This window comes from Rhizobium sp. P32RR-XVIII (assembly GCF_012641395.1).
Taxonomy (GTDB): Bacteria; Pseudomonadota; Alphaproteobacteria; order Rhizobiales; family Rhizobiaceae; genus Rhizobium.
The window spans coordinates 192,719-210,533 of the sequence record NZ_JABAIH010000008.1 but is presented as its reverse complement, the minus strand read 5'-3'; the positions used below and the strand labels follow the sequence as shown (position 1 = coordinate 210,533).

Here is a 17,815-nt window from a genome sequence, read left to right as displayed (position 1 = left end):
CACGTATGAAACCATGCAAACAGGACGAAAAGTTATCCATATGAGCAAGCACCTATCCCCGGCCGAAGCCGCCGAACTGATCCCCGACGGCGCGATCGTATCGGTCTCGTCGTCAAGCGGCCTCGGCTGCCCGGATCTCATGCTCAAGGCGATCGGCGAACGGTTCGACGCCACCGGACACCCTCGGAGCCTCACGACGCTGCATCCGATCGCGGCGGGTGACATGAGCGGCATCAAGGGGGTCGATCACATCGCCAAGAAGGGTCTGCTGGCCAAGATCATCGGTGGGTCCTATCCGTCCGGCCCCTCCAGCGCCGAACCTCCGCTCATCTGGCAGATGATCACTGGCAACGAAATTCCTGCCTACAACATCCCATCCGGCCTTCTGTTCGACATGCATCGCGAAGCCGCCGCGAAGCGTCCCGGCGTGATCACCAAGGTCGGTCTCGACACCTTCGCCGACCCGTCGCGACAGGGCTGCGCAATGAACGAGGCTGCGGCCGGTGAGCCTGTGGTGAAGAAGATCGCGTTCGAAGGCGAGGAATATCTCTACTTCCCCGCCATCGTTCCTCAGGTCGCGATCATTCGCGCGACGACGGCGGACGAGCGCGGAAACCTCACATACGAGCATGAGGGTGCCTATCTCGGCGGGCTCGACCAGGCGCTCGCCGCACGAAACAATGGCGGCATCGTCATCGCGCAGGTCAAGCGCATCACGACTGAGGGCAGTCTCAAGCCTCACGACGTCCGCGTCCCCGGCATGCTTGTCGACTACGTCGTCGTCGATCCGGACCAGAAGCAGACGACCCAGACGCTCTATGATCCGGCCATTTCCGGTGAGATCTTCCGTCCGCTCGACACGTTCCGGGTGCCCGAATTCAACATCCAGAAGGTCGTCGCCCGTCGTGTGGCGCAGGAACTGCAGGCGGGAAGCTGCGTCAACCTCGGCTTCGGCATTTCTGCGAACGTGCCAAGAGTGCTTATCGAGGAGGGCCTGCACGGCGAGGTCACATGGGTGATCGAGCAGGGTGCCGTCGGCGGCGTTCCGCTTCTCGACTTTGCTTTCGGCTGCGCGTCGAATGCCGACGCCTTCATGCCGTCGCCATATCAGTTCACCTATTTCCAGGGTGCAGGGTTCGACGCATCCCTCCTGTCCTTCCTGGAGATTGGCAAGGACGGCTCCGTGAACGTATCCAAGCTCTCCTTCCGTCCGCATGTGACGGCCGGCGCGGGCGGGTTCGTGGACATCACCGCTCGGGCGAAGAAGATCGTGTTCTCCGGCATGTTCAACGCGGGGGCAAAGCTCGGGATCGCCGACGGCAAGCTTGTGATCGAGAAGGAAGGCAAGCTGAAGAAGCTGGTCAACGAGGTCGAGCACGTGACTTTCTCGGGTAGACGCGCCGTCGAGCAGGGCCAGGACGTCACCTATGTCACGGAGCGCTGCGTCATGAAGCTGACGCCCGAGGGTGTCGTCCTCACCGAGATCGCGCCAGGCATCGATCTGCAGACCCACATTCTGGACCAGTCGGAGTTTCCTCTCATCGTTGCCGACGATCTGAAGGAGATGGACGCGAACCTCTTCAAAGAGGCGAATATCGGCCTCTCCCTGCCCGAAAGGGGCGCCCGCGTCCTGGAGGGAGCACGTCAATGAGCGGCACCGTAAAGGTTCACATCGAGGCTCACGTCGCGACCTTGACGGTCTCGCGACCGGAGAAGCTGAACGCTCTCGATCTCGACATGCTTAAGGCGCTCTCGGAAGCGGCCGACGCCGTGGATACCAATCCCGAGGTTCGCGTGGCGATCCTGACGGGAGAGGGAAAGGGTTTCTCCGCGGGCGGCGATATCAAGGCTTGGGGGGCCATGCAGCCGCAGCAGTTCGGCCACGACTGGGTCCGTTACGGACATCGCGTCTTCGAGAGGCTTGCGGTCCTTCGCGTCCCGTTGATCGCCGCCCTCAACGGCCATGCGCTCGGCGGAGGGCTGGAGCTGGCGGGCGTGGCGGACATCCGTATCGCAGAAGAGCAGATCAAGATCGGACTTCCGGAGACGGGTCTCGGCATGGTTCCCGGCTGGTCCGGGACCCAGCGCCTCGTCAAACGCTTCGGCGCCCAAGTCGTGCGCCGGATGGCGCTTGGCGGCGAGATGTTCACCGCCGCCGAGGCCATGCAACTTGGGATCGTCGACGCTGTGACGTCGACGGGCAACGCCGTGGGCGCTGCCACAGAATACGCTCAACGGATCGCGACGAGGGGCCCCGCCGCAATCGAGATTGTGAAGCTTATGATCGCGTCGGCGAGCGGCGAGGACAATGGTTCCGCCGTCGAGGCACTCGGATCGATCCTGGCGGCGAAGACAGGGGATCTCAGGGAGGGCGTCGCTTCGTTCACCGAGAAGCGGCCAGCCAAGTTCGAAGGTGCCTGGTAGCGACCAATCCATCATTCGACCATGGGCGGCGGCAGCCCGTGGTCCTCGGCCTCATTGCGACTTACGGCCTTCCAGCAAGGACTAGAGATCCATGACTATCGATGTTCCTCAACACATCCTGGACGCCCTCACGGACGTCGACATGCCGAAACTTCTTCCGGAAGCCGCAGCCACCGAAACGGTGAATCTCGGCGGGATCGACGTGCCGCTCTATCGAGCCGGTTGCGTCGTGGTCGGATCCGGCGCCGCCGGACTGCGGGCGGCGGTCGAGATGAAGCGTCGCGGCGACGACGTCGTCATCGTGAGCCAGAGCGCCTGGGGAGGAACTTCCGCCTGTTCCGGTTCGGACAAGCAGACCCTCCATACGGCGAACACCGCCGACCAGGGCGACAATTTCAAGGCGATGGCCCGCGCCATCCGAGCGGGCGGCGCCATGGACGAGGACACGGCCTATGTCGAAGCGGTTGGTTCCGCACGCATGATGGCCTCGTTGCAATTCCTTGGCTTGCCGCTCCCGCAGGACCCGCTCGGCGGCACGCTGAGATATCAGACCGACCACGACGAGGTGGGACGAGCCACGAGCTGCGGCCCACGGACGTCTCGCCTCATGGTCAAGGTTCTGGCCGAGGAGGCGATCCGCCTCGACATCCCGTTCTTCAACCATACGACAGCGGCCAAGCTCCTAACGGAGGGCGAAGGCGACGGACGCCGCGTGGTAGGTGTCTTGGCGGTTCGCTTAAACGACCGAACCGAAGCGAATCCCCTCGGGCTTGCACTGTTTGCCTCATCGGTGGTCGTGCTCGCCGCCGGCGGGCCAGGCGAGCTCTATCGCGACAGCGTCTATCCGAACGGTTGCTTCGGTTCGCTGGGCCTCGCGCTCGAGGCGGGCATCGAGCTGGTAAATTTGACGGAAAGCCAGTTCGGTATCGGCACGCGGCGTGAAGGATTCCCGTGGAATCTCTCCGGAACCTACGTGCAGGCCATCCCTCACATCTATTCGGTCGACGCGGACGGAACCGAGCATCATTTCCTTGCAGAATACTATCGCACCACGCAGGAAATGGCGTCGAACATCTTCCGCAAAGGCTATCAATGGCCGTTCCACTCGACGCGAATGCTGGATTTTGGCTCGAGCCTCGTCGACTTGGCGATCTATCGCGAGACGGCCGCCGGCCGACGCGTCTTCATGGATTTCAATCGCAATCTCCTGCCCGTACCAGGCGACCTGCCTTTCGATCTTGGACGGCTTGACGACGATGTGGCGCGGTACCTTGGCAACGCCGGTGCGGGTCAGGATACGCCGATCCAGCGTCTACGAAACATGAACCCGCTCGCGATCGAACTGTACCGCCGCTACAAGGTAGACATCGCCGCAGAACCGCTCGAATTCGCCGTCAACAATCAGCACATGAACGGCGGGATCATGGTCGACGTCTGGGGCCGTAGCAGCCTCGCCGGCTGCTACGCGATCGGAGAGGCCGCGGGAACGCACGGAGTGACGCGCCCCGGCGGCGCCGCCCTCAACGCGGGCCAGGTCTTCGGCACGCGCGCCGCAGAGCACATCGGGGCGAGTGGCAAGGCGAAGACCGCATCGGCCGCCGACATACGAATTCCCGCAGGCGCGGCTCTTTCAGAAGTGCTTTCGGTCGTGAAGCCCGACAGCTCCCTGTCCGTGAGGTCGATCCGGTCCGAGGTCCAGGCTCGGATGAGCGACAAGGCGGGCCTGATCTGCGACGGTGAGAGCGTCTCCGCGGCTCTCGCGGCGGCGAGAAGCCTAAATGACCAAATCCGGCAGAATGGGATCGCCTACGATCGCGCCGCTGAGGCGGGCAGGGCGATCCAATGGCAGCAGATGGCACTCGCTTCGGAGGCGGTTCTGTCGGCTCTCGACCACTTCATCCGGAACGGAGGAGGGAGCCGGGGAGCACGGGCCATCTGCGACCCGAAGGGCGTGTCGGTGCCGCTGACGAGTTCTGGCCCGCTTGAGGAATACCGTTTCCGGAAGGAGCGCGACGCCCATCGCGACGAGCAGATCGTTGTCTGCAGGCGAGGCGACGTCGTCAAGATCGCCGCTCGCGCCAACCGAAAATTCGATGAGAGCGCCAAGTCCTTCTTCGAGCGCGACTGGCCCGCATGGTTGACGGGACAGATCTATGATCTCCAAAAAAACTCTTAGAGATTGCCGGGTAGCATAGGGACCCCCCGCGCGTCACAGGCCTTCCATCGGGAGTTCGGACCCCATGCTACAGGTGGCACGGGGTTGACGCAGCTTACCCCAGAACACCCTTGACCGCTTCCTTCACGGCTGCGACGACCTTGTCGGCCTCTTCCGGTGTAAGGCAGAGCGGCGGGGCAAAGCCCAGAATATCGCCCTGGGGCATGGCCCGCCCGATTACGCCCTGCTTGAGTAGGGCGGCTGCGACCTGAGGGCCGATCTTCTTCGCCGGATCGAAGAGGCGGCGCTCATCGCGATCCTCGACGAATTCGATCGCGCAGAGCATGCCTTCGCCGCGCACCTCTCCGACATGGACATGGCCGCCCAGCGCTTCCCTCATGGCCTTGAGGAAATAGGCGCCTGTCTTGCCGGCATTTTCGACGAGGCCGAGTTCGTCGATCAGTTTCAGATTGGCGACGCCTGCCGCGGCCCCGATCGGATGAGCCGAATAGGTCCAGCCGTGCCCGATTGCGCCGTTCTCGTCCGTGCCCTGTTCCAGAACCTTCCAGACCTTGTCCGAGACGATGGAGCCGGAAAGAGGGGCGTAGGCCGAGGTGAGGCCCTTGGCGATGGTGATGATATCGGCTTCGATACCGTAGTGGTCGGAACCGAACATCGTGCCGAGACGGCCGAAACCGGTGACGACTTCGTCGGCGATCAGCAGGATGTCGTGTTTGCGCAGCACCTTCTGGATTGCATCCCAATATCCCGCCGGCGGGGGAACAATACCTCCCGTGCCGAGGACCGGCTCACCGATGAAGGCTGCGATGGTGTCGGCGCCTTCGCGCTCGATCAACTTTTCCAGTTCCGCCGCACAATGGACCGAAAAATCCGCCTCGCTCATGGCGGCGTCCGGACGGCGGTAATAGTAGGGCGCCTCGGTATGGATCACCTGCGCCAGCGGCAGGTCGAACTTCTTGTGAAAGAGCTCCAGGCCGGTCAATGATCCCGTCATCAGTCCGGAACCATGATAGCCGCGCCAGCGCGAAATGATCTTCTTCTTCTCCGGCCTGCCGAGAATGTTGTTGTAGTACCAGATGAGCTTGACGTTCGTCTCGTTGGCGTCCGATCCGCCGAGCCCGAAATAGACTTTGGACATGTTCTTCGGCGCGCGGTCCAGGATCATCTTGGCGAGCGTGATCGAAGCTTCCGTCGCGTGGCCGACATAGGCATGATAATAGGCGAGTTCTTTCGCCTGCGCCGCGATTGCCTCCGCGATCTCGGTACGGCCGTAGCCGACATTCACACAATAGAGCCCGGCAAAGGCATCGAGCAGGCGGTTGCCGTCGCGATCCTCGATATAGACGCCGGAACCGCCCGTCACGATGCGGTTTGGACTTTCGCCGCGCGCGTGCTGGGCAAGATGGGTCGAGGGATGGAGGAAGTTCTCGCGGTCCCACTTGTCGAGTTGATCGTTGGTCAGCATCGGTCTTTCCTTTCTGTTATGCCCAATCGCGGCAGACATATTTCACGTCCATGAAGGCCTGCATTCCGTGAAGCGCCCCTTCACGGCCGAGTCCGGACTGTTTCATTCCGCCGAACGGGATGGGCGCGCCGGTGACCTTCGTCCGGTTTACGGCGACCATGCCGTATTTCAGGCTCCGGCTCGCCCTGTAGATCCGGCGCGGATCTAGCGTGTGCACATAGGCGACGAGGCCGTATTCGGTATCGTTTGCCCATCGCAATGCCTCGTCCTCGCTGTCGAACGGCGCTATCGCCGCCACCGGACCGAACGTTTCTTCGCGCATGATCAGTGCATCCGGCGGAACATCGACGAGAACGGTCGGCTCGAAGAAGAGCGGACCTTTTCCGTGGCGCTTTCCTCCCGCGAGAAGTCGCGCCCCGCGCCTCAGCGCGTCGGCCACCTGCTCTTCCTGCTTCAGCGCCGCTTTCTCGTTCATCAGCGGGCCGATATCGGGGTCATCGAGACCGGCGCCGACAGTCAGCGCCGATGCGCGATCGGCAAAGCGGCGGCAGAAGTCCTGGTAAACCGACCGCTCGACGAGGAAACGATTGGCGCCCAGGCAATCCTGGCCAGAGGTGGCGAACTTCGCCTTCACGGCCTCGTCAACCGCTCTCTGCATCTCGGCATCGGCAAAGAGGAGGAAGGGCGCATGGCCCCCCAGTTCCAGCACGAGACGTTTCACTGTATCGGCGGAACGCCCATAGAGCAGCCTGCCGATCTCCGTGGACCCGGTGAAGGAAAGCGCGCGCACGCGAGGATCGGCAAGCCATGGTTCGACGACGGTCGCAGCGTGTCCCGTCACGACGTTGAAGACGCCGGCTGGAAATCCCGCCCGCTCGGCAAGCTCGGCAAGGGCGAGCGCCGAATAGGGCGTTTCATGGCTCGGATGCGTAATGACCGTGCATCCTGCGGCAAGGGCTGCGGCGGCTTTCCGGGTCAGCATGGCGGACGGAAAATTCCAGGGCGTGATGAGCGCCGCGACACCGACCGGCTCCAGCCAGACTTCCATCTCGGCATCCGGCAGATGCGAGGTCACGCTGGAGATATCCGGGCGCTTTGCCTGCTCCGCATAGTATTCGACGAAGGATGCAGCGTAGTCGATCTCGCCGCGGGCCTCGGAGATCGGCTTGCCCTGTTCGAGCACCATCAGGCGGGCCAGGTCTTCGCGGTTCTTTAGGATCAGCTCGAACCAGTGCCGCAGGATGCGTGACCGCTCCTGCGGCAGAGCTGCCGCCCAGCCGGCAAAGGCGCGATCAGCCGCGTCGATGGCAGCACGGCTCTTCTCGGCGGAGAGGCTTGCCACATCGCCAAGCCAGCCGCCGCTTGCGGGGTCTGTCACCGCGAACGTCTCGTTGCGAGCGGAAGCCACCCAGTGGCCGCCGATATAGGCGAACTGGCGTATCAACCTTTGGTCGCTGAACCCAGTCAGCAGCGACTTCGGAGCTTCGGCCGGATATGCCATGCTGCACCTCTTCCCATTGATCAGGCTTCATGATCCCTCGAACGAGGCAGCCGAATTGTCTTTTCCAGGCATTGGCGGCAGACGAAATATCTTTATTTGCCACCCTCGATGGCAGCTTCTTCTCTTCCGCTCTCGAACAGGCTGTCGAAAGGCAGCACTCCGCCCTCTTTCACAGGCTTGGTCACGATGTAGGTGTAGTAGCGCGCGACGCCCAACGGCTGCTCCAGGAGGCGATCGATCAGGCGCTGATAGCTGTCGATATCGCGGGTGACGATGTGCAGGAGGTAATCGAAGCCGCCGCCCAGTGCCCAGCAAGCGACGATCTCCTCCTTACTCTTCACTGCTCGCTCGAACGCCTGGAACGCGTCCGAGCGGTGATGCTCGAGCTCGACGGTGACAAAGACGGTGACGCTCGAGACGATGGATTTCAGCGAGATCTCGGCCCTGTAGCTGCTGATCACGCCGGCCTTTTCCAGCCGGCTCAGGCGCTCCCAGCACGGACTCGGGCTCAGATTGATCCTGCTCGCGAGATCCGCCTTCGAAATGCGGGCTTCGCTCGAAAGGATCTTCAGGATTTCGATATCGCGATTGTCGAGTTTCAACATGACGTCACTTGCTGCTCGAACCGGCCGTCTCACACATTCATCACGGTGCCGGCGCCCTGATCCTCGCACCGCCCACAGGCAAAGGTGGCGATTGCGGTATCTTGCGCTCCCGTACCCGTCAGGTCCGAAATCGTCACATCGCTTTCACTCTTGCGTCCAGCGGCTCTTCCGGTCAGCACCGCGCCGAGTTCCGCCGGCGCTCCCGTCGTCCAGAGGCCGGCGGCGATCACGCTGCGCAGTTCGCCGAGCTTCTCGCATTGGCTCACCCGGTCGCAGACATAGAGATCGGCGCTCGCGAGCGCCCTCGGGTCGATCTCGTTCTTTTCCTCCTGGTCGGATCCCATCGCGGTAATGTGCAGGCCGGGATGCAGCCATTCGGCCTTCAATATCGGTTCGCGTGAAGGCGTGGTGGTGATGACGAGCTGGCTTTCGGCAACGAGCCGCGCCGGGTCCGCCTCGGCGCGCGCTTTGATGCCAAGCCGTGCCGCGAGATCGGCCGCGCAGGCCTCTGCTTTCGCTAGCTCTCTGCCCCAGACGATGACGCGCCTGAAGGGACGAACGAAATGCGCCGCTTCGATCTGCAGCCGAGCCTGGACACCGGTGCCCATTACCCCCGCGGTCACGACATCGGCCGGCGCCAGATGGCGTGCCGCAACGGCGCCTGCCGCGGCCGTGCGCACATCGGTGAGGTAGCCGTTGTCCAGCAACAGAGCCTTGACGAGGCCCGTCTTCGCAGAAAGGAGGATCATCAATCCGTTGAGGCTCGGCAGGCCGATTTTCGGATTGTCAAAGAAACCCGGGCTGACCTTGATGGCGAAGCCGTCGAGACCGGGGATATAGGCGGTTTTGACATCGATCTCCCCATTGGCCTGCGGGATCGCCATCGAAAGGATCGGCGGCATGATCACCTCGCCCGTGGCAAGGGCCGCGAATGCCTGCTCAACGATGTCGATGGCGGCAAGATCGAGCGGGACTGCCCTTCGAAGCTCCTTCTCGGCCAGGATCACGATGTCATGCGCCATAAAGCGTGCCTTCCATTAAAACGTCGCCGAGCATCACGTCCTCGCCTGATATGATTTTCGTGAATGTCGGCATGTCGAGATTGCGCCCGGTGACGATGCTGGCGGTTGGTCCTTCCGGCAGAGAAAGCTTCCCGGAAAGCACGGCGGCCAGTCCCACGACGCTTGCGCCTTCGGCCACAAATCGATCCTCGAAATAGAGCACCTGCATGGCCCGGTAGATTTCGGCCTCGTTCACAAGAACCATCTCGTCGATCAGCTCCCGGCAGAGATCGAATGTGTAGCGGTTGTCGAGTCCGATGCCGCCGCCGAGGGAATCGGCAAGGCTCGGCACTTCTTCCACCTCGACCGGCCTTCCGGCGACAAGCGACGCGGCCATCGCAGCGCCTCGATCCATGGAAATGCCGATCACACGGATATCCGGCCGGATCGCCTTGGCGGCAAGCGCAACGCCGGCCGCAAGGCCGCCGCCGGAGAGCGGAACGAGCAACGAGGCGACGTCCGGGCGGTCCTCCAGAATCTCGAGGCCGATCGTGCCCTGGCCGGCGATCACATCGGCGTGGTCGAAGGGCGGCACTTCAATGAAGCCGTCCTCGGCGCACAGGCGTGTGCATTCGGTCTGGGCGTCGTCCTGGCTCCTGCCGACGATGCGGACATCGGCGCCAAGCGCGCGAATACCCTCGACCTTCGCCTGCGGGACGAGGGACGACATGCACACGACAGCCGGGATGCCTCGCTTTTGCGCGGCATAGGCAACGCCCCGGCCGTGATTGCCTGTCGAGCAGCAGGCAACGCCCTTTGCCTCGGCAGGCAAACGCGCGACCGCGTTGGCCGCGCCGCGGATCTTGAAGGCACCGATCGGCTGGGCGATCTCCAGCTTCAACAGAAATTCCCGGCCCGCCTTTCGGGTCATGAAGGGCGAGGGAACGAGAGGCGTGCGCATGGCAATACCGGCGATCCGCGCGCGCGCAGCCAACACATCGGCAAGCGTGATCAGTTCACGACCGCTCATTCACCCCTCCGTCACCGCCCTCAGGAACTGCTGCGTGCGCTCCTTCTGCGGATTGCCGAAGATCTCCGCCGGCGTTCCTTCCTCGTGGATTTTGCCCTTGTCGAAGAAGCATACGCGGTCGGAAATCTCGCGGGCGAAGCGCATCTCGTGGGTCACCATCAGCATCGTGAGATCGTGCTCGGAGGCGAGCCTGCGAATGACGTTCAGCACTTCGCCGACCAGTTCCGGGTCGAGCGCCGACGTCGGTTCGTCGAACAGCATGATGCGGGGCCGCATGGCGAGCGCCCGGGCGATGCCGACGCGCTGCTGTTGCCCGCCGGAAAGCTGGCCCGGGAATTTCTGCGCATGTTCCTTGAGGCCGACAAGCTCCAGCAGCTCTTCAGCCCGCCCCCTGGCCTCGGCCTTGGAAAGGCCCAGCACCACGTGCGGCGCTTCCATGAGGTTTCTGAGGACCGTCATATGCGGGAAGAGATTGAATTGCTGGAAGACCATCCCAAGCTGCTTGCGCATTTCGCGGAGATGGTTCTCTCCGGCCGGGACGAGATCGCCATTCCTGCGCTCGTGCCACAGGGGCTCTCCGCCGACATACACGGTGCCCCCGCTGATCTTTTCCAGCGTCATCAGGATCCTGAGAACGGTCGACTTGCCGGAACCCGACGGACCGATGATCGTCACCTTTTCTCCTGGAGAAACGGTGAAATCGAGATCGTTGATGACGACGAAGTTGCCATAGGCCTTCTTGACCTTGTCGAAAACGATGACTGGCTCGCTCATCTTAACGGGATACCTCCCTTCGGTAGATTAATATCGAGATAGCGCACCAGCGCGGATGCGAAGATGGTCAGGATCAGATAAAGGCCGCCGACCATCGACAGTGGCACCAGATAGTCGAAGGTCTGATCACCGATGATCTTGGCGACGTTCAGCATTTCCAGCACGGTGACCACCGACAGCACCGGCACGTCCTTCATGATCGAAACGAGATAGTTGCCGAGCGCCGGGATGATGCGCGGCACCGCCTGCGGCAGGATGATGTGCGTGAAGGTGCGGCGCGGCGGCAGGTCGAGCGCCTTGGATGCTTCGTGCTGGCCACGATCGATCGCATCGATACCGGCCCGATAGACCTCGGAAGTATAAGCGCTGTACTGAATGCCGAGCGCCAGGGCGCCGGTCATGAAGGCCGGCAGCACGATGCCGTAGTCCGGCAGCACGTAATAGAGAAAGAAGAGCTGGACGAGCAGCGGCGTGTCGCGGATGAACTCCGTGATGAAGGTCGCAGGCCACGAGATGAACCGCGACGGCGCGCCCTTCAGGACGGCCAGCAGGAGGCCGATGACCATGGCGACGAAGAAGCCGAGGATGGAGGCTTCGATCGTTACCAGAAGTCCGTGCAGCAGTATGGGCAGGATGGAGATCGCGAAAGCCAGTTCGCCGTTAGCGGTATCCCATTCGTATCCGAACAGCATGGGCCTACCTCCTGCAGCCGCGCCAGCGGCTGAGCGAGTTTTCCAGGATGCGCATGATCAGCGTCAGCACCAGGGCCATGCCGAAATACATGAATAGAATGATCATGTAGATCGTGGTCGAGTCCTGATAGAAGTTGCGCAGCTGTTCCGCCTTGAAGGCGAGGTCGGCAAGGCTGATGAGGGATACGAGTGCCGTGTCCTTCAGGTTCTGGACGGCAAGGTTGCAGAAACTCGGCATCATCTCCGGTAGCGCCTGCGGCAGGGCCACGCGAAAAAGCGCCTGGCGCGGCGTGAAATTGAGCGCGGTCGCAGCCTCGTACTGGTTGCGGCTGACGGCCTGGATCGCACCGCGCACCACCTCGGCGCCATAGGCGCCGATATTGAGCGCCAGGGCCAGCACCCCCGCTGCGACCGGCGGCAGCCTCAGATCGAGCCCGATCATGTCACCGGCGATCGGGAGCGCGAAATAGAGCCAGAAAAGCTGGACGAGCAGCGATGTGCCGCGGAAGACTTCGATGTAGACGATCGAGAAGCCCTTGACGAACCAGTTAGGCGAGAGCTTTCCGATCCCGAACAGGAAGGAGAATATTCCGCCGAGAATGGTCGAATATACGGTAAGTTCGATAGTGACCTTGGCGCCCTGGGCAAGCGGGCCAAGATATTCCGTCCAATGCATCCGCGGCTTTCCCCATTATTATCGGGCGACATGCCGGCACCCTAGAGCGGGATGATTTCAGGTCGAACCGACCTGAAAACTGAATCCGGCATCCCGCTCTAAACAGGATCGGCCGGAGCTTTGCCATTTTCGCCCCGGCCAGTGGCCGTCGTAATCCGGTGTGATCCGCTTGATCACATTGCGCAGAGGTCTTTGGTCGTCTTGGCGGACGAGCCTTCGATATCGGCGGGCGTGAAGCCATAGCCGGTAAGGATCTTCTTCCAGTCGTCGGTCTTCTTGAAGGCTTCGAGCTCCTTGTTGAAGGCCTCGACAAGATCCTTGGAGTCTGAATTGAAGTTGAAGCCGCCCCAGCTGCGAACTTCCTTGCCGTCGACGACCGGATCCTTGAAATCGTCCACGATCGCGACCTTGTCGCTCTTGGCTGCCAGTTCGCTGGCCGTCAGCCCCGTCGCGGCATAGGCGTCGGCGCGACCGGTCGAGACGGTCGAGATCGCATCGGAGTTTGCTGCGATGGTGACGATGTTGCCTTCCGGCACGCCGAGCGACTGCATCATGTGAAGCTGGTCGGCGCCGGCCATGACCGCGACCTTCATGCCTTCCTTGGCAAAGTCGGAATAGGTCTTCACGCCCTTCGGATTGCCGGCCGGCACGAGCAGACCCTCACCGTAGGATGTGTTCGGCTCGGAATAGACGACCTTCTGGCAGCGCTCGGGGCGGATCGCCATTTCGCTAGCGGTCATGTCGAAGCGATTGGCCTGGAGCCCCGGAATGAGCGATGAGAAATTCGTGACCACCCACTGGATATTGTCGGCCGCGATGCCGAGCTTGCCGAGAACGGCTGTGGCGACATCAGGTCCGGCACCCTTCGCAGCACCGCTCGGGTCCATGAAGCCATAGGGAATTTCGTTGGCGACCGCAACGCGGATGTAGCCGCGGTCCTTGATCTCCTGCAGCGTGACCGCGCCTGCCGCGCTGGCGCCGAAGGCCACGAGAATTGCGGTGGCCGCAGCCGCCCCAAGCATTTTCCGATTCATGATTTGCTCCCATTTTCTGTTTGTTGATCCCACGCGAATTTTTATTATGTTGTACACAACAGCATCCTGATCGCGGGAATGTCAATATTTTTCTTGCTATTTTTTGGGATTTGTAGCCTCAATTAAGATACCTTGTACACAAATACAGCATCTGCACGAATAAACGTCACTCCCGGAGGAACCATGATCGTCAAGCGCTTGCCCTTTTCCCAGGATGAGTTTTTCCGCCGTCTGGCAAAGACCCGCGCGGCCATGGAGAAGAAGGGGATCGATGTTCTCTTCGTGGAGGATCCCTCCAACATGGCCTGGCTGACCGGTTACGACGGCTGGTCCTTCTACGTGCATCAGGGCGTCATCGTGTTCCACGACGAGGACCCCATCTGGTGGGGCCGCAGGCAGGACGCCAACGGCGCCTATCGCACCGTCTGGATGGCCGATGACCGCGTCACCTTCTACGCCGACAATTACGTGCAGTCGACCGAGCGCCACCCCATGCAGGCGCTGGCGGCAATCCTGCGGGACAAGGGCTACGGCAACAGACGCATCGGCCTCGAACTTGAGAACTATTATTTCTCCGCCAAGGCCTACCTGACTTTGCGGGAAGAACTGCCGGACGCGGATCTCGTCGACGCGACCGCGCTCGTCAACTGGCAGCGGAACGTCAAGAGCGGCGAGGAAATCGCCTTCATGCGCAAGGCAGCACGCATTTCCGAAAAGATCGTGGACGGTATTGCGGAGCGCATGCGGCCGGGCCTGAAGAAGAACGAGCTGGTCGCCGACATCCTTGGCGACGCCGTGCGCGGCACCGGCGACGCTTGGGGTGACTATGCGGCGATCGTGCCCTTGCTTCCAAGCGGCAGCGACGCCGCCGCACCGCACCTGACATGGGACGATCGGGAAACCGAAACGGGAACCGCGACCTTCTTCGAAATCGCCGGCTGCTACCGTCGCTATCACGCACCTTTCTGCCGGACCGTTTTTCTCGGCAAGCCGCCCGCCTTCCTGCTCGAGGCAGAGAAGGCCCTTGTCGAGGGTCTCGAAGCCGGTCTGGAGGCCGCGCGCGCCGGCAACCGGGCCTGCGACATCGCCAAGGCGCTTGCCGCGCCGCTCGAGCGTGCGGGCATCGAGCGCGGCGCCCGCTGCGGCTATCCGGTCGGCCTCTCCTACCCGCCGGACTGGGGCGAGCGCACGATCTCGTTGCGCGAGGAGGATCAGTCCGTACTCGAACCGGGCATGACCTTCCATTTCATGCCGGGCCTCTGGATGCAGGACTGGGGCATGGAAATCACCGAGACCATCCTGATCCGCGAAAATGGCGCCGCGGAATGCCTCTGCAACAGACCGCGCAAGCTGATCGTCAAGGACTGATAGAATGCTCATTTCCGAGACGCGCTCGATCCTTGCCGATCTCGTCGCCTTTCCGACTGTCTCGTCCGACAGCAACCTCGCGCTGATCGCTTACGCCGCGGACCGCCTGAACGATTGCGGGGCGCGTGTCTCCGTGATGCGCGACCAGAGCGGAACGAAGGCGAACCTCTTCGCCTCCATCGGGCCGGAATGCGATGGCGGCATCGTGCTATCAGGCCATACCGACGTCGTGCCGGCGGACGGGGACGAGTGGCAATCAGACCCGTTCTCGCTGCGCGAGGCGGATGGGCGTCTTTACGGCCGCGGCACCTGCGACATGAAGGGGTTCATCGCCGCAGCACTCGCCATAGCGCCGGACTATGCGAGCCTCGATCTCAGGAGGCCGGTTCACTTCGCCTTTACCTTCGATGAGGAAGTGGGCTGCCTTGGCGGCCAGGAGCTGGCTGCCGAACTCAGGCGCATCGAGATCAAGCCCTCGGTCGCCATCATCGGCGAGCCGACCGAGATGCGCATCATCGAAGGGCACAAGGGCTGCTATGAATACACGACCGAATTCACCGGACTGGAGGGGCACGCTTCCAATCCCGATCTCGGCGTGAATGCCATTGAATACGCGGTTCGCTATATTGGCCGGCTGCTGGAGATCGGCAAAGAGCTTCGGGAGGCGGTTCCGGCGAGCCCCTTCACCCCGCCATGGACGACGCTGCAGGCCGGCCGCATCCAAGGCGGCACGGCCCGCAATGTGATCGCCGGTCATTGCGCCGTCGAATGGGAGATGCGGCCGATCCGCCGGGCGGATGTTGACTATGTCAAAAGCCATATAAGGGCCTATTGTGAGGAAGTCCTGCTTCCCTCCATGCGTTCGGTCTGTCCCTCGGCGTCCATCCACACGCATGTGGTGGGCGAGATCGACGGCCTCGAGCCGACGACGGAAAACGAGGCCCGGGCGATCGTCTCCGCGCTAACCGGCGCAACGACCGCGGATGTCGTTTCCTTCGGCACGGAGGCTGGGCTCTTCCAGCAGCTCGGCATCTCTACCGTGGTCTGTGGACCGGGTTCCATCGCCCAGGCCCACAAGCCAGACGAATTTGTAAGCCTCGATCAGTTGAAGGCCTGTCTGGATATGCTAAGCGGACTGAAGCAGAGGCTCATCACTTGATGTAAGGGACGATGAGACCCGACAAAGGATCCATCGTCCATGCGTGAATATGAGACGGACAACGATTACGAGATGGCTAGAGCGGCGAAGTCCGGCGGCGGTGACGAAACGCAGGTGAACGCCTCGCGCGAACGCTTTCAGCGCATCTATACGCTGCTCAGAAATCGTATCTGCCTTCTTGACTATCCGCCGGGAACACGGCTTAGCGAAGAAGCGCTCGCCGCCGAATTCGGCATCAGCCGGACGCCGCTCAGGCGCGTGCTCGGCTGGCTCGAATCCCAGGGTCTCCTGCGATCCGTGCATGGCGTGGGCACGATAGTGACGGATGTGGAAATCGACGCATTCGTCCAAGTCTATCAGCTTCGCATGGAACTTGCCGAACTGGTCGGAAAACTGTCACCCGTTCCGCCGACGCCCGAAACGATTGGGCTATTCCGTGAACTCGAACGCCGTGGAAGCGAACTGCAGCAGAAGCCCGATCCACGCGCCTTCGCCCAGCTCAATATCGATTTCTTCCACGGCCTGATGCGGCTGACCGAGAACGAACCGTTGCGCGAAATCTCCGAACGCCTCTACTATCAGACCGCTCGGATCTGGCTCAAATCGATTTCCCAAATGAACCTCGCACAAGAGGTGGCAATCTTTGCCCGCGAAATCGCCGAGGTTCGTACCGCCGTCGAGATCGGCGATGTCAGCGCCGCGAGCCACATTCGCCGCTCGCACATCTCCATGAGCTTCGTGCGCCTCAGCAACACGAAACCCGAGACGGCAACGCAAGCTTGAGTCTCGCGCCACGCCGTTAGTTCCATAAATCATCGTTATGCCGCCGGAATCGAATTCACAGGTCTGCGGTGGAGTCCCTTTCAAGAGCGACTACGTCGCTTCGCTGCTACTTTCCACATCTCCGGCTGGTTTAGCTGAATAGGGTCTCAAATTGCATTGGGCGATCCGCCAGTGGAAGAATGCGCATAGAGCACGTCTCCATCGTAACCGATCGTGAAATCAGGGATGGAATATGTGCCGTCGTTATTGGCCCGAATTAACGTGCCGCTCACGCTCGTGTGGTTGGTCAAGTAGCGGACATTGTTCGAAATAATGTCCTTCAGACGGCCAGTTAGCGCGTCTATTTTATTCCGATAGGCTTCATCCGTCTGATATTGCTCTGTTTTCGACGCGGCAATGAAGTTATTGAGGCCACTCGTCCACATGATCAGGTCGTTGGCACGTTTCGGTGCTTCGTCGCGGACGACCGCCTCCTTCATAGCCTGGTTTTGCGGGCTGGCCGCGATGTCTTTGATGGCATTTTCTTCGTATCCTCCGCTTTCAGCGATCAATTCTTGAAAATGTCGATAGGCGGGATTGTTCTTCTCTATATCCTTTTGAGATTTACCAGGATGTTCCCAAAGATTTGCAGACACGTCACTCGCTGGTGCACCGGATTCTTGTGTAGCCGAATCAGGAAGATTCTCGCGGCCTGAAGTAAAGTTGCCGGCGGGATCGTAGATGAAGTCATCTACATTTCCGTCGCCGGGGATTAGATTTACCGAAGGTCCGCCCGTCGTGTTTATCGGCTTCGCCTGATGCGCTGCCAAGGCTTCCGGTCTGTGAATTGCCAAAGCCAAAGCCGGATTTCCGTAAACTGAGGGATTTAAGCTCACCATCTAAACCTCTATGGAAGAACGGTCCCTTTGGGCCGTAAACGGGATTAACCGCAGTTCCTGCGGCTTGAATGCACGATTTCGCATCTTAGGAATCATGCACCCTCAGGATGTGTATTGGAGGCGGCTTGCACGTAGCTGGCGGGTGGGTTCGAGGATCAGCGATGGCGCTCCATGGCCGTGACAGCCTTGCGAACGATCTCGCCGGACTGTTCTGCGCCCTGCCGGGTATATGTCACCAGCTCGCCTGCT

The 17,815-nt window shown here is 61.6% G+C and carries 16 protein-coding genes; 6 read left to right on the top strand and 10 right to left on the bottom strand.

Going from position 1 to position 17,815, the window contains the following annotated elements; translation table 11 throughout:
* The first annotated feature begins 40 nt into the window (after positions 1–40).
* The 3 genes from HGP14_RS22445 (at position 41) to HGP14_RS22435 (ending at position 4,600) form a co-directional block, all read left to right on the top strand.
* Positions 41–1,651, top strand: coding sequence for an acyl CoA:acetate/3-ketoacid CoA transferase (locus HGP14_RS22445; protein WP_168832101.1), 1,611 nt, complete (start codon positions 41–43; stop codon positions 1,649–1,651).
* Positions 1,648–2,424 (top strand): enoyl-CoA hydratase/isomerase family protein, encoded by a 777-nt coding sequence (locus HGP14_RS22440; protein WP_168832100.1) that lies wholly within the window; start codon positions 1,648–1,650, stop codon positions 2,422–2,424. The genes HGP14_RS22445 and HGP14_RS22440 overlap by 4 nt, the downstream gene beginning before the upstream one ends.
* A 91-nt stretch (positions 2,425–2,515) precedes the next feature.
* On the top strand, positions 2,516–4,600 hold the full coding sequence (locus tag HGP14_RS22435; protein WP_168832099.1) for an FAD-binding protein: 2,085 nt from the start codon (positions 2,516–2,518) through the stop codon (positions 4,598–4,600).
* Positions 4,601–4,694: 94 nt separating this feature from the next.
* Here the strand turns inward: HGP14_RS22435 and HGP14_RS22430 are convergent, their stop codons facing one another.
* The 9 genes from HGP14_RS22430 to ehuB form a co-directional block, all read right to left on the bottom strand.
* Entirely contained in the window at positions 4,695–6,065 is a 1,371-nt protein-coding gene (locus tag HGP14_RS22430) for an aspartate aminotransferase family protein (protein ID WP_168832098.1), read from the bottom strand.
* A gap of 16 nt (positions 6,066–6,081) precedes the next feature.
* Positions 6,082–7,566 carry an NAD-dependent succinate-semialdehyde dehydrogenase gene (locus tag HGP14_RS22425; RefSeq protein WP_168832097.1) on the bottom strand — a complete coding sequence of 495 codons (1,485 nt, stop codon included), beginning with the start codon at positions 7,564–7,566 and terminating at the stop codon, positions 6,082–6,084.
* A 92-nt stretch (positions 7,567–7,658) separates the two neighbouring features.
* Positions 7,659–8,171, bottom strand: coding sequence for an Lrp/AsnC family transcriptional regulator (locus HGP14_RS22420; RefSeq protein ID WP_168832096.1), 513 nt, complete (start codon positions 8,169–8,171; stop codon positions 7,659–7,661).
* Between the two features lie 29 nt (positions 8,172–8,200).
* Positions 8,201–9,193 (bottom strand): cyclodeaminase, encoded by a 993-nt coding sequence (locus HGP14_RS22415; protein WP_168832095.1) that lies wholly within the window; start codon positions 9,191–9,193, stop codon positions 8,201–8,203.
* Positions 9,183–10,202 carry a hydroxyectoine utilization dehydratase EutB gene (gene eutB, locus HGP14_RS22410; protein WP_168832094.1) on the bottom strand — a complete coding sequence of 340 codons (1,020 nt, stop codon included), beginning with the start codon at positions 10,200–10,202 and terminating at the stop codon, positions 9,183–9,185. Before eutB ends, HGP14_RS22415 begins: the two co-directional genes overlap by 11 nt.
* Entirely contained in the window at positions 10,203–10,976 is a 774-nt protein-coding gene (gene ehuA / locus HGP14_RS22405; RefSeq protein WP_168832093.1) for an ectoine/hydroxyectoine ABC transporter ATP-binding protein EhuA, read from the bottom strand. It abuts the gene before it with no gap.
* Positions 10,973–11,668 (bottom strand): ectoine/hydroxyectoine ABC transporter permease subunit EhuD, encoded by a 696-nt coding sequence (gene ehuD, locus HGP14_RS22400; protein ID WP_168832092.1) that lies wholly within the window; start codon positions 11,666–11,668, stop codon positions 10,973–10,975. Before ehuD ends, ehuA begins: the two co-directional genes overlap by 4 nt.
* A 4-nt stretch (positions 11,669–11,672) precedes the next feature.
* Entirely contained in the window at positions 11,673–12,344 is a 672-nt protein-coding gene (gene ehuC / locus HGP14_RS22395; protein ID WP_168832091.1) for an ectoine/hydroxyectoine ABC transporter permease subunit EhuC, read from the bottom strand.
* A 173-nt stretch (positions 12,345–12,517) separates the two neighbouring features.
* Positions 12,518–13,378 (bottom strand): ectoine/hydroxyectoine ABC transporter substrate-binding protein EhuB, encoded by an 861-nt coding sequence (gene ehuB / locus HGP14_RS22390; RefSeq protein WP_168832090.1) that lies wholly within the window; start codon positions 13,376–13,378, stop codon positions 12,518–12,520.
* A gap of 183 nt (positions 13,379–13,561) precedes the next feature.
* Here ehuB and HGP14_RS22385 point away from each other — a divergent pair, with 183 nt between their 5' ends.
* Genes HGP14_RS22385 through HGP14_RS22375 form a run of 3 tightly spaced genes read left to right on the top strand, consistent with a single transcriptional unit; the run spans position 13,562 to position 16,688 of the window.
* Positions 13,562–14,746: a M24 family metallopeptidase gene (locus HGP14_RS22385; RefSeq protein WP_168832089.1), complete on the top strand. Its 1,185-nt coding sequence runs from the start codon at positions 13,562–13,564 to the stop codon at positions 14,744–14,746.
* A gap of 4 nt (positions 14,747–14,750) precedes the next feature.
* The gene (argE, locus tag HGP14_RS22380; protein WP_168832088.1) at positions 14,751–15,905 is read left to right on the top strand and encodes an acetylornithine deacetylase; all 1,155 of its coding nucleotides are present in this window, start codon (positions 14,751–14,753) and stop codon (positions 15,903–15,905) included.
* 39 nt (positions 15,906–15,944) lie between these two features.
* On the top strand, positions 15,945–16,688 hold the full coding sequence (locus HGP14_RS22375; RefSeq protein ID WP_246704534.1) for a GntR family transcriptional regulator: 744 nt from the start codon (positions 15,945–15,947) through the stop codon (positions 16,686–16,688).
* 146 nt (positions 16,689–16,834) lie between these two features.
* Here HGP14_RS22375 and HGP14_RS22370 read toward each other — a convergent pair whose 3' ends face one another.
* Entirely contained in the window at positions 16,835–17,566 is a 732-nt protein-coding gene (locus tag HGP14_RS22370) for a hypothetical protein (protein ID WP_168832087.1), read from the bottom strand.
* Between the last annotated feature and the right edge of the window lie 249 nt (positions 17,567–17,815).

What these genes read in the sequence shown, in the direction of transcription:
- HGP14_RS22445 (WP_168832101.1), top strand. Translation starts at nt 41, where the DNA reads ATGAGCAAGCACCTATCCCCGGCCGAAGCCGCCGAACTGATCCCCGAC.
- HGP14_RS22375 (WP_246704534.1), top strand. Translation starts at nt 15,945, where the DNA reads ATGCGTGAATATGAGACGGACAACGATTACGAGATGGCTAGAGCGGCG.
- HGP14_RS22420 (WP_168832096.1), bottom strand. Translation starts at nt 8,171, where the DNA reads ATGTTGAAACTCGACAATCGCGATATCGAAATCCTGAAGATCCTTTCG.
- HGP14_RS22415 (WP_168832095.1), bottom strand. Translation starts at nt 9,193, where the DNA reads ATGGCGCATGACATCGTGATCCTGGCCGAGAAGGAGCTTCGAAGGGCA.
- ehuC (WP_168832091.1), bottom strand. Translation starts at nt 12,344, where the DNA reads ATGCATTGGACGGAATATCTTGGCCCGCTTGCCCAGGGCGCCAAGGTC.
- ehuA (WP_168832093.1), bottom strand. Translation starts at nt 10,976, where the DNA reads ATGAGCGAGCCAGTCATCGTTTTCGACAAGGTCAAGAAGGCCTATGGC.
- HGP14_RS22425 (WP_168832097.1), bottom strand. Translation starts at nt 7,566, where the DNA reads ATGGCATATCCGGCCGAAGCTCCGAAGTCGCTGCTGACTGGGTTCAGC.
- HGP14_RS22435 (WP_168832099.1), top strand. Translation starts at nt 2,516, where the DNA reads ATGACTATCGATGTTCCTCAACACATCCTGGACGCCCTCACGGACGTC.
- ehuD (WP_168832092.1), bottom strand. Translation starts at nt 11,668, where the DNA reads ATGCTGTTCGGATACGAATGGGATACCGCTAACGGCGAACTGGCTTTC.
- HGP14_RS22440 (WP_168832100.1), top strand. Translation starts at nt 1,648, where the DNA reads ATGAGCGGCACCGTAAAGGTTCACATCGAGGCTCACGTCGCGACCTTG.
- argE (WP_168832088.1), top strand. Translation starts at nt 14,751, where the DNA reads ATGCTCATTTCCGAGACGCGCTCGATCCTTGCCGATCTCGTCGCCTTT.
- HGP14_RS22385 (WP_168832089.1), top strand. Translation starts at nt 13,562, where the DNA reads ATGATCGTCAAGCGCTTGCCCTTTTCCCAGGATGAGTTTTTCCGCCGT.
- eutB (WP_168832094.1), bottom strand. Translation starts at nt 10,202, where the DNA reads ATGAGCGGTCGTGAACTGATCACGCTTGCCGATGTGTTGGCTGCGCGC.
- ehuB (WP_168832090.1), bottom strand. Translation starts at nt 13,378, where the DNA reads ATGAATCGGAAAATGCTTGGGGCGGCTGCGGCCACCGCAATTCTCGTG.
- HGP14_RS22370 (WP_168832087.1), bottom strand. Translation starts at nt 17,566, where the DNA reads ATGGTGAGCTTAAATCCCTCAGTTTACGGAAATCCGGCTTTGGCTTTG.
- HGP14_RS22430 (WP_168832098.1), bottom strand. Translation starts at nt 6,065, where the DNA reads ATGCTGACCAACGATCAACTCGACAAGTGGGACCGCGAGAACTTCCTC.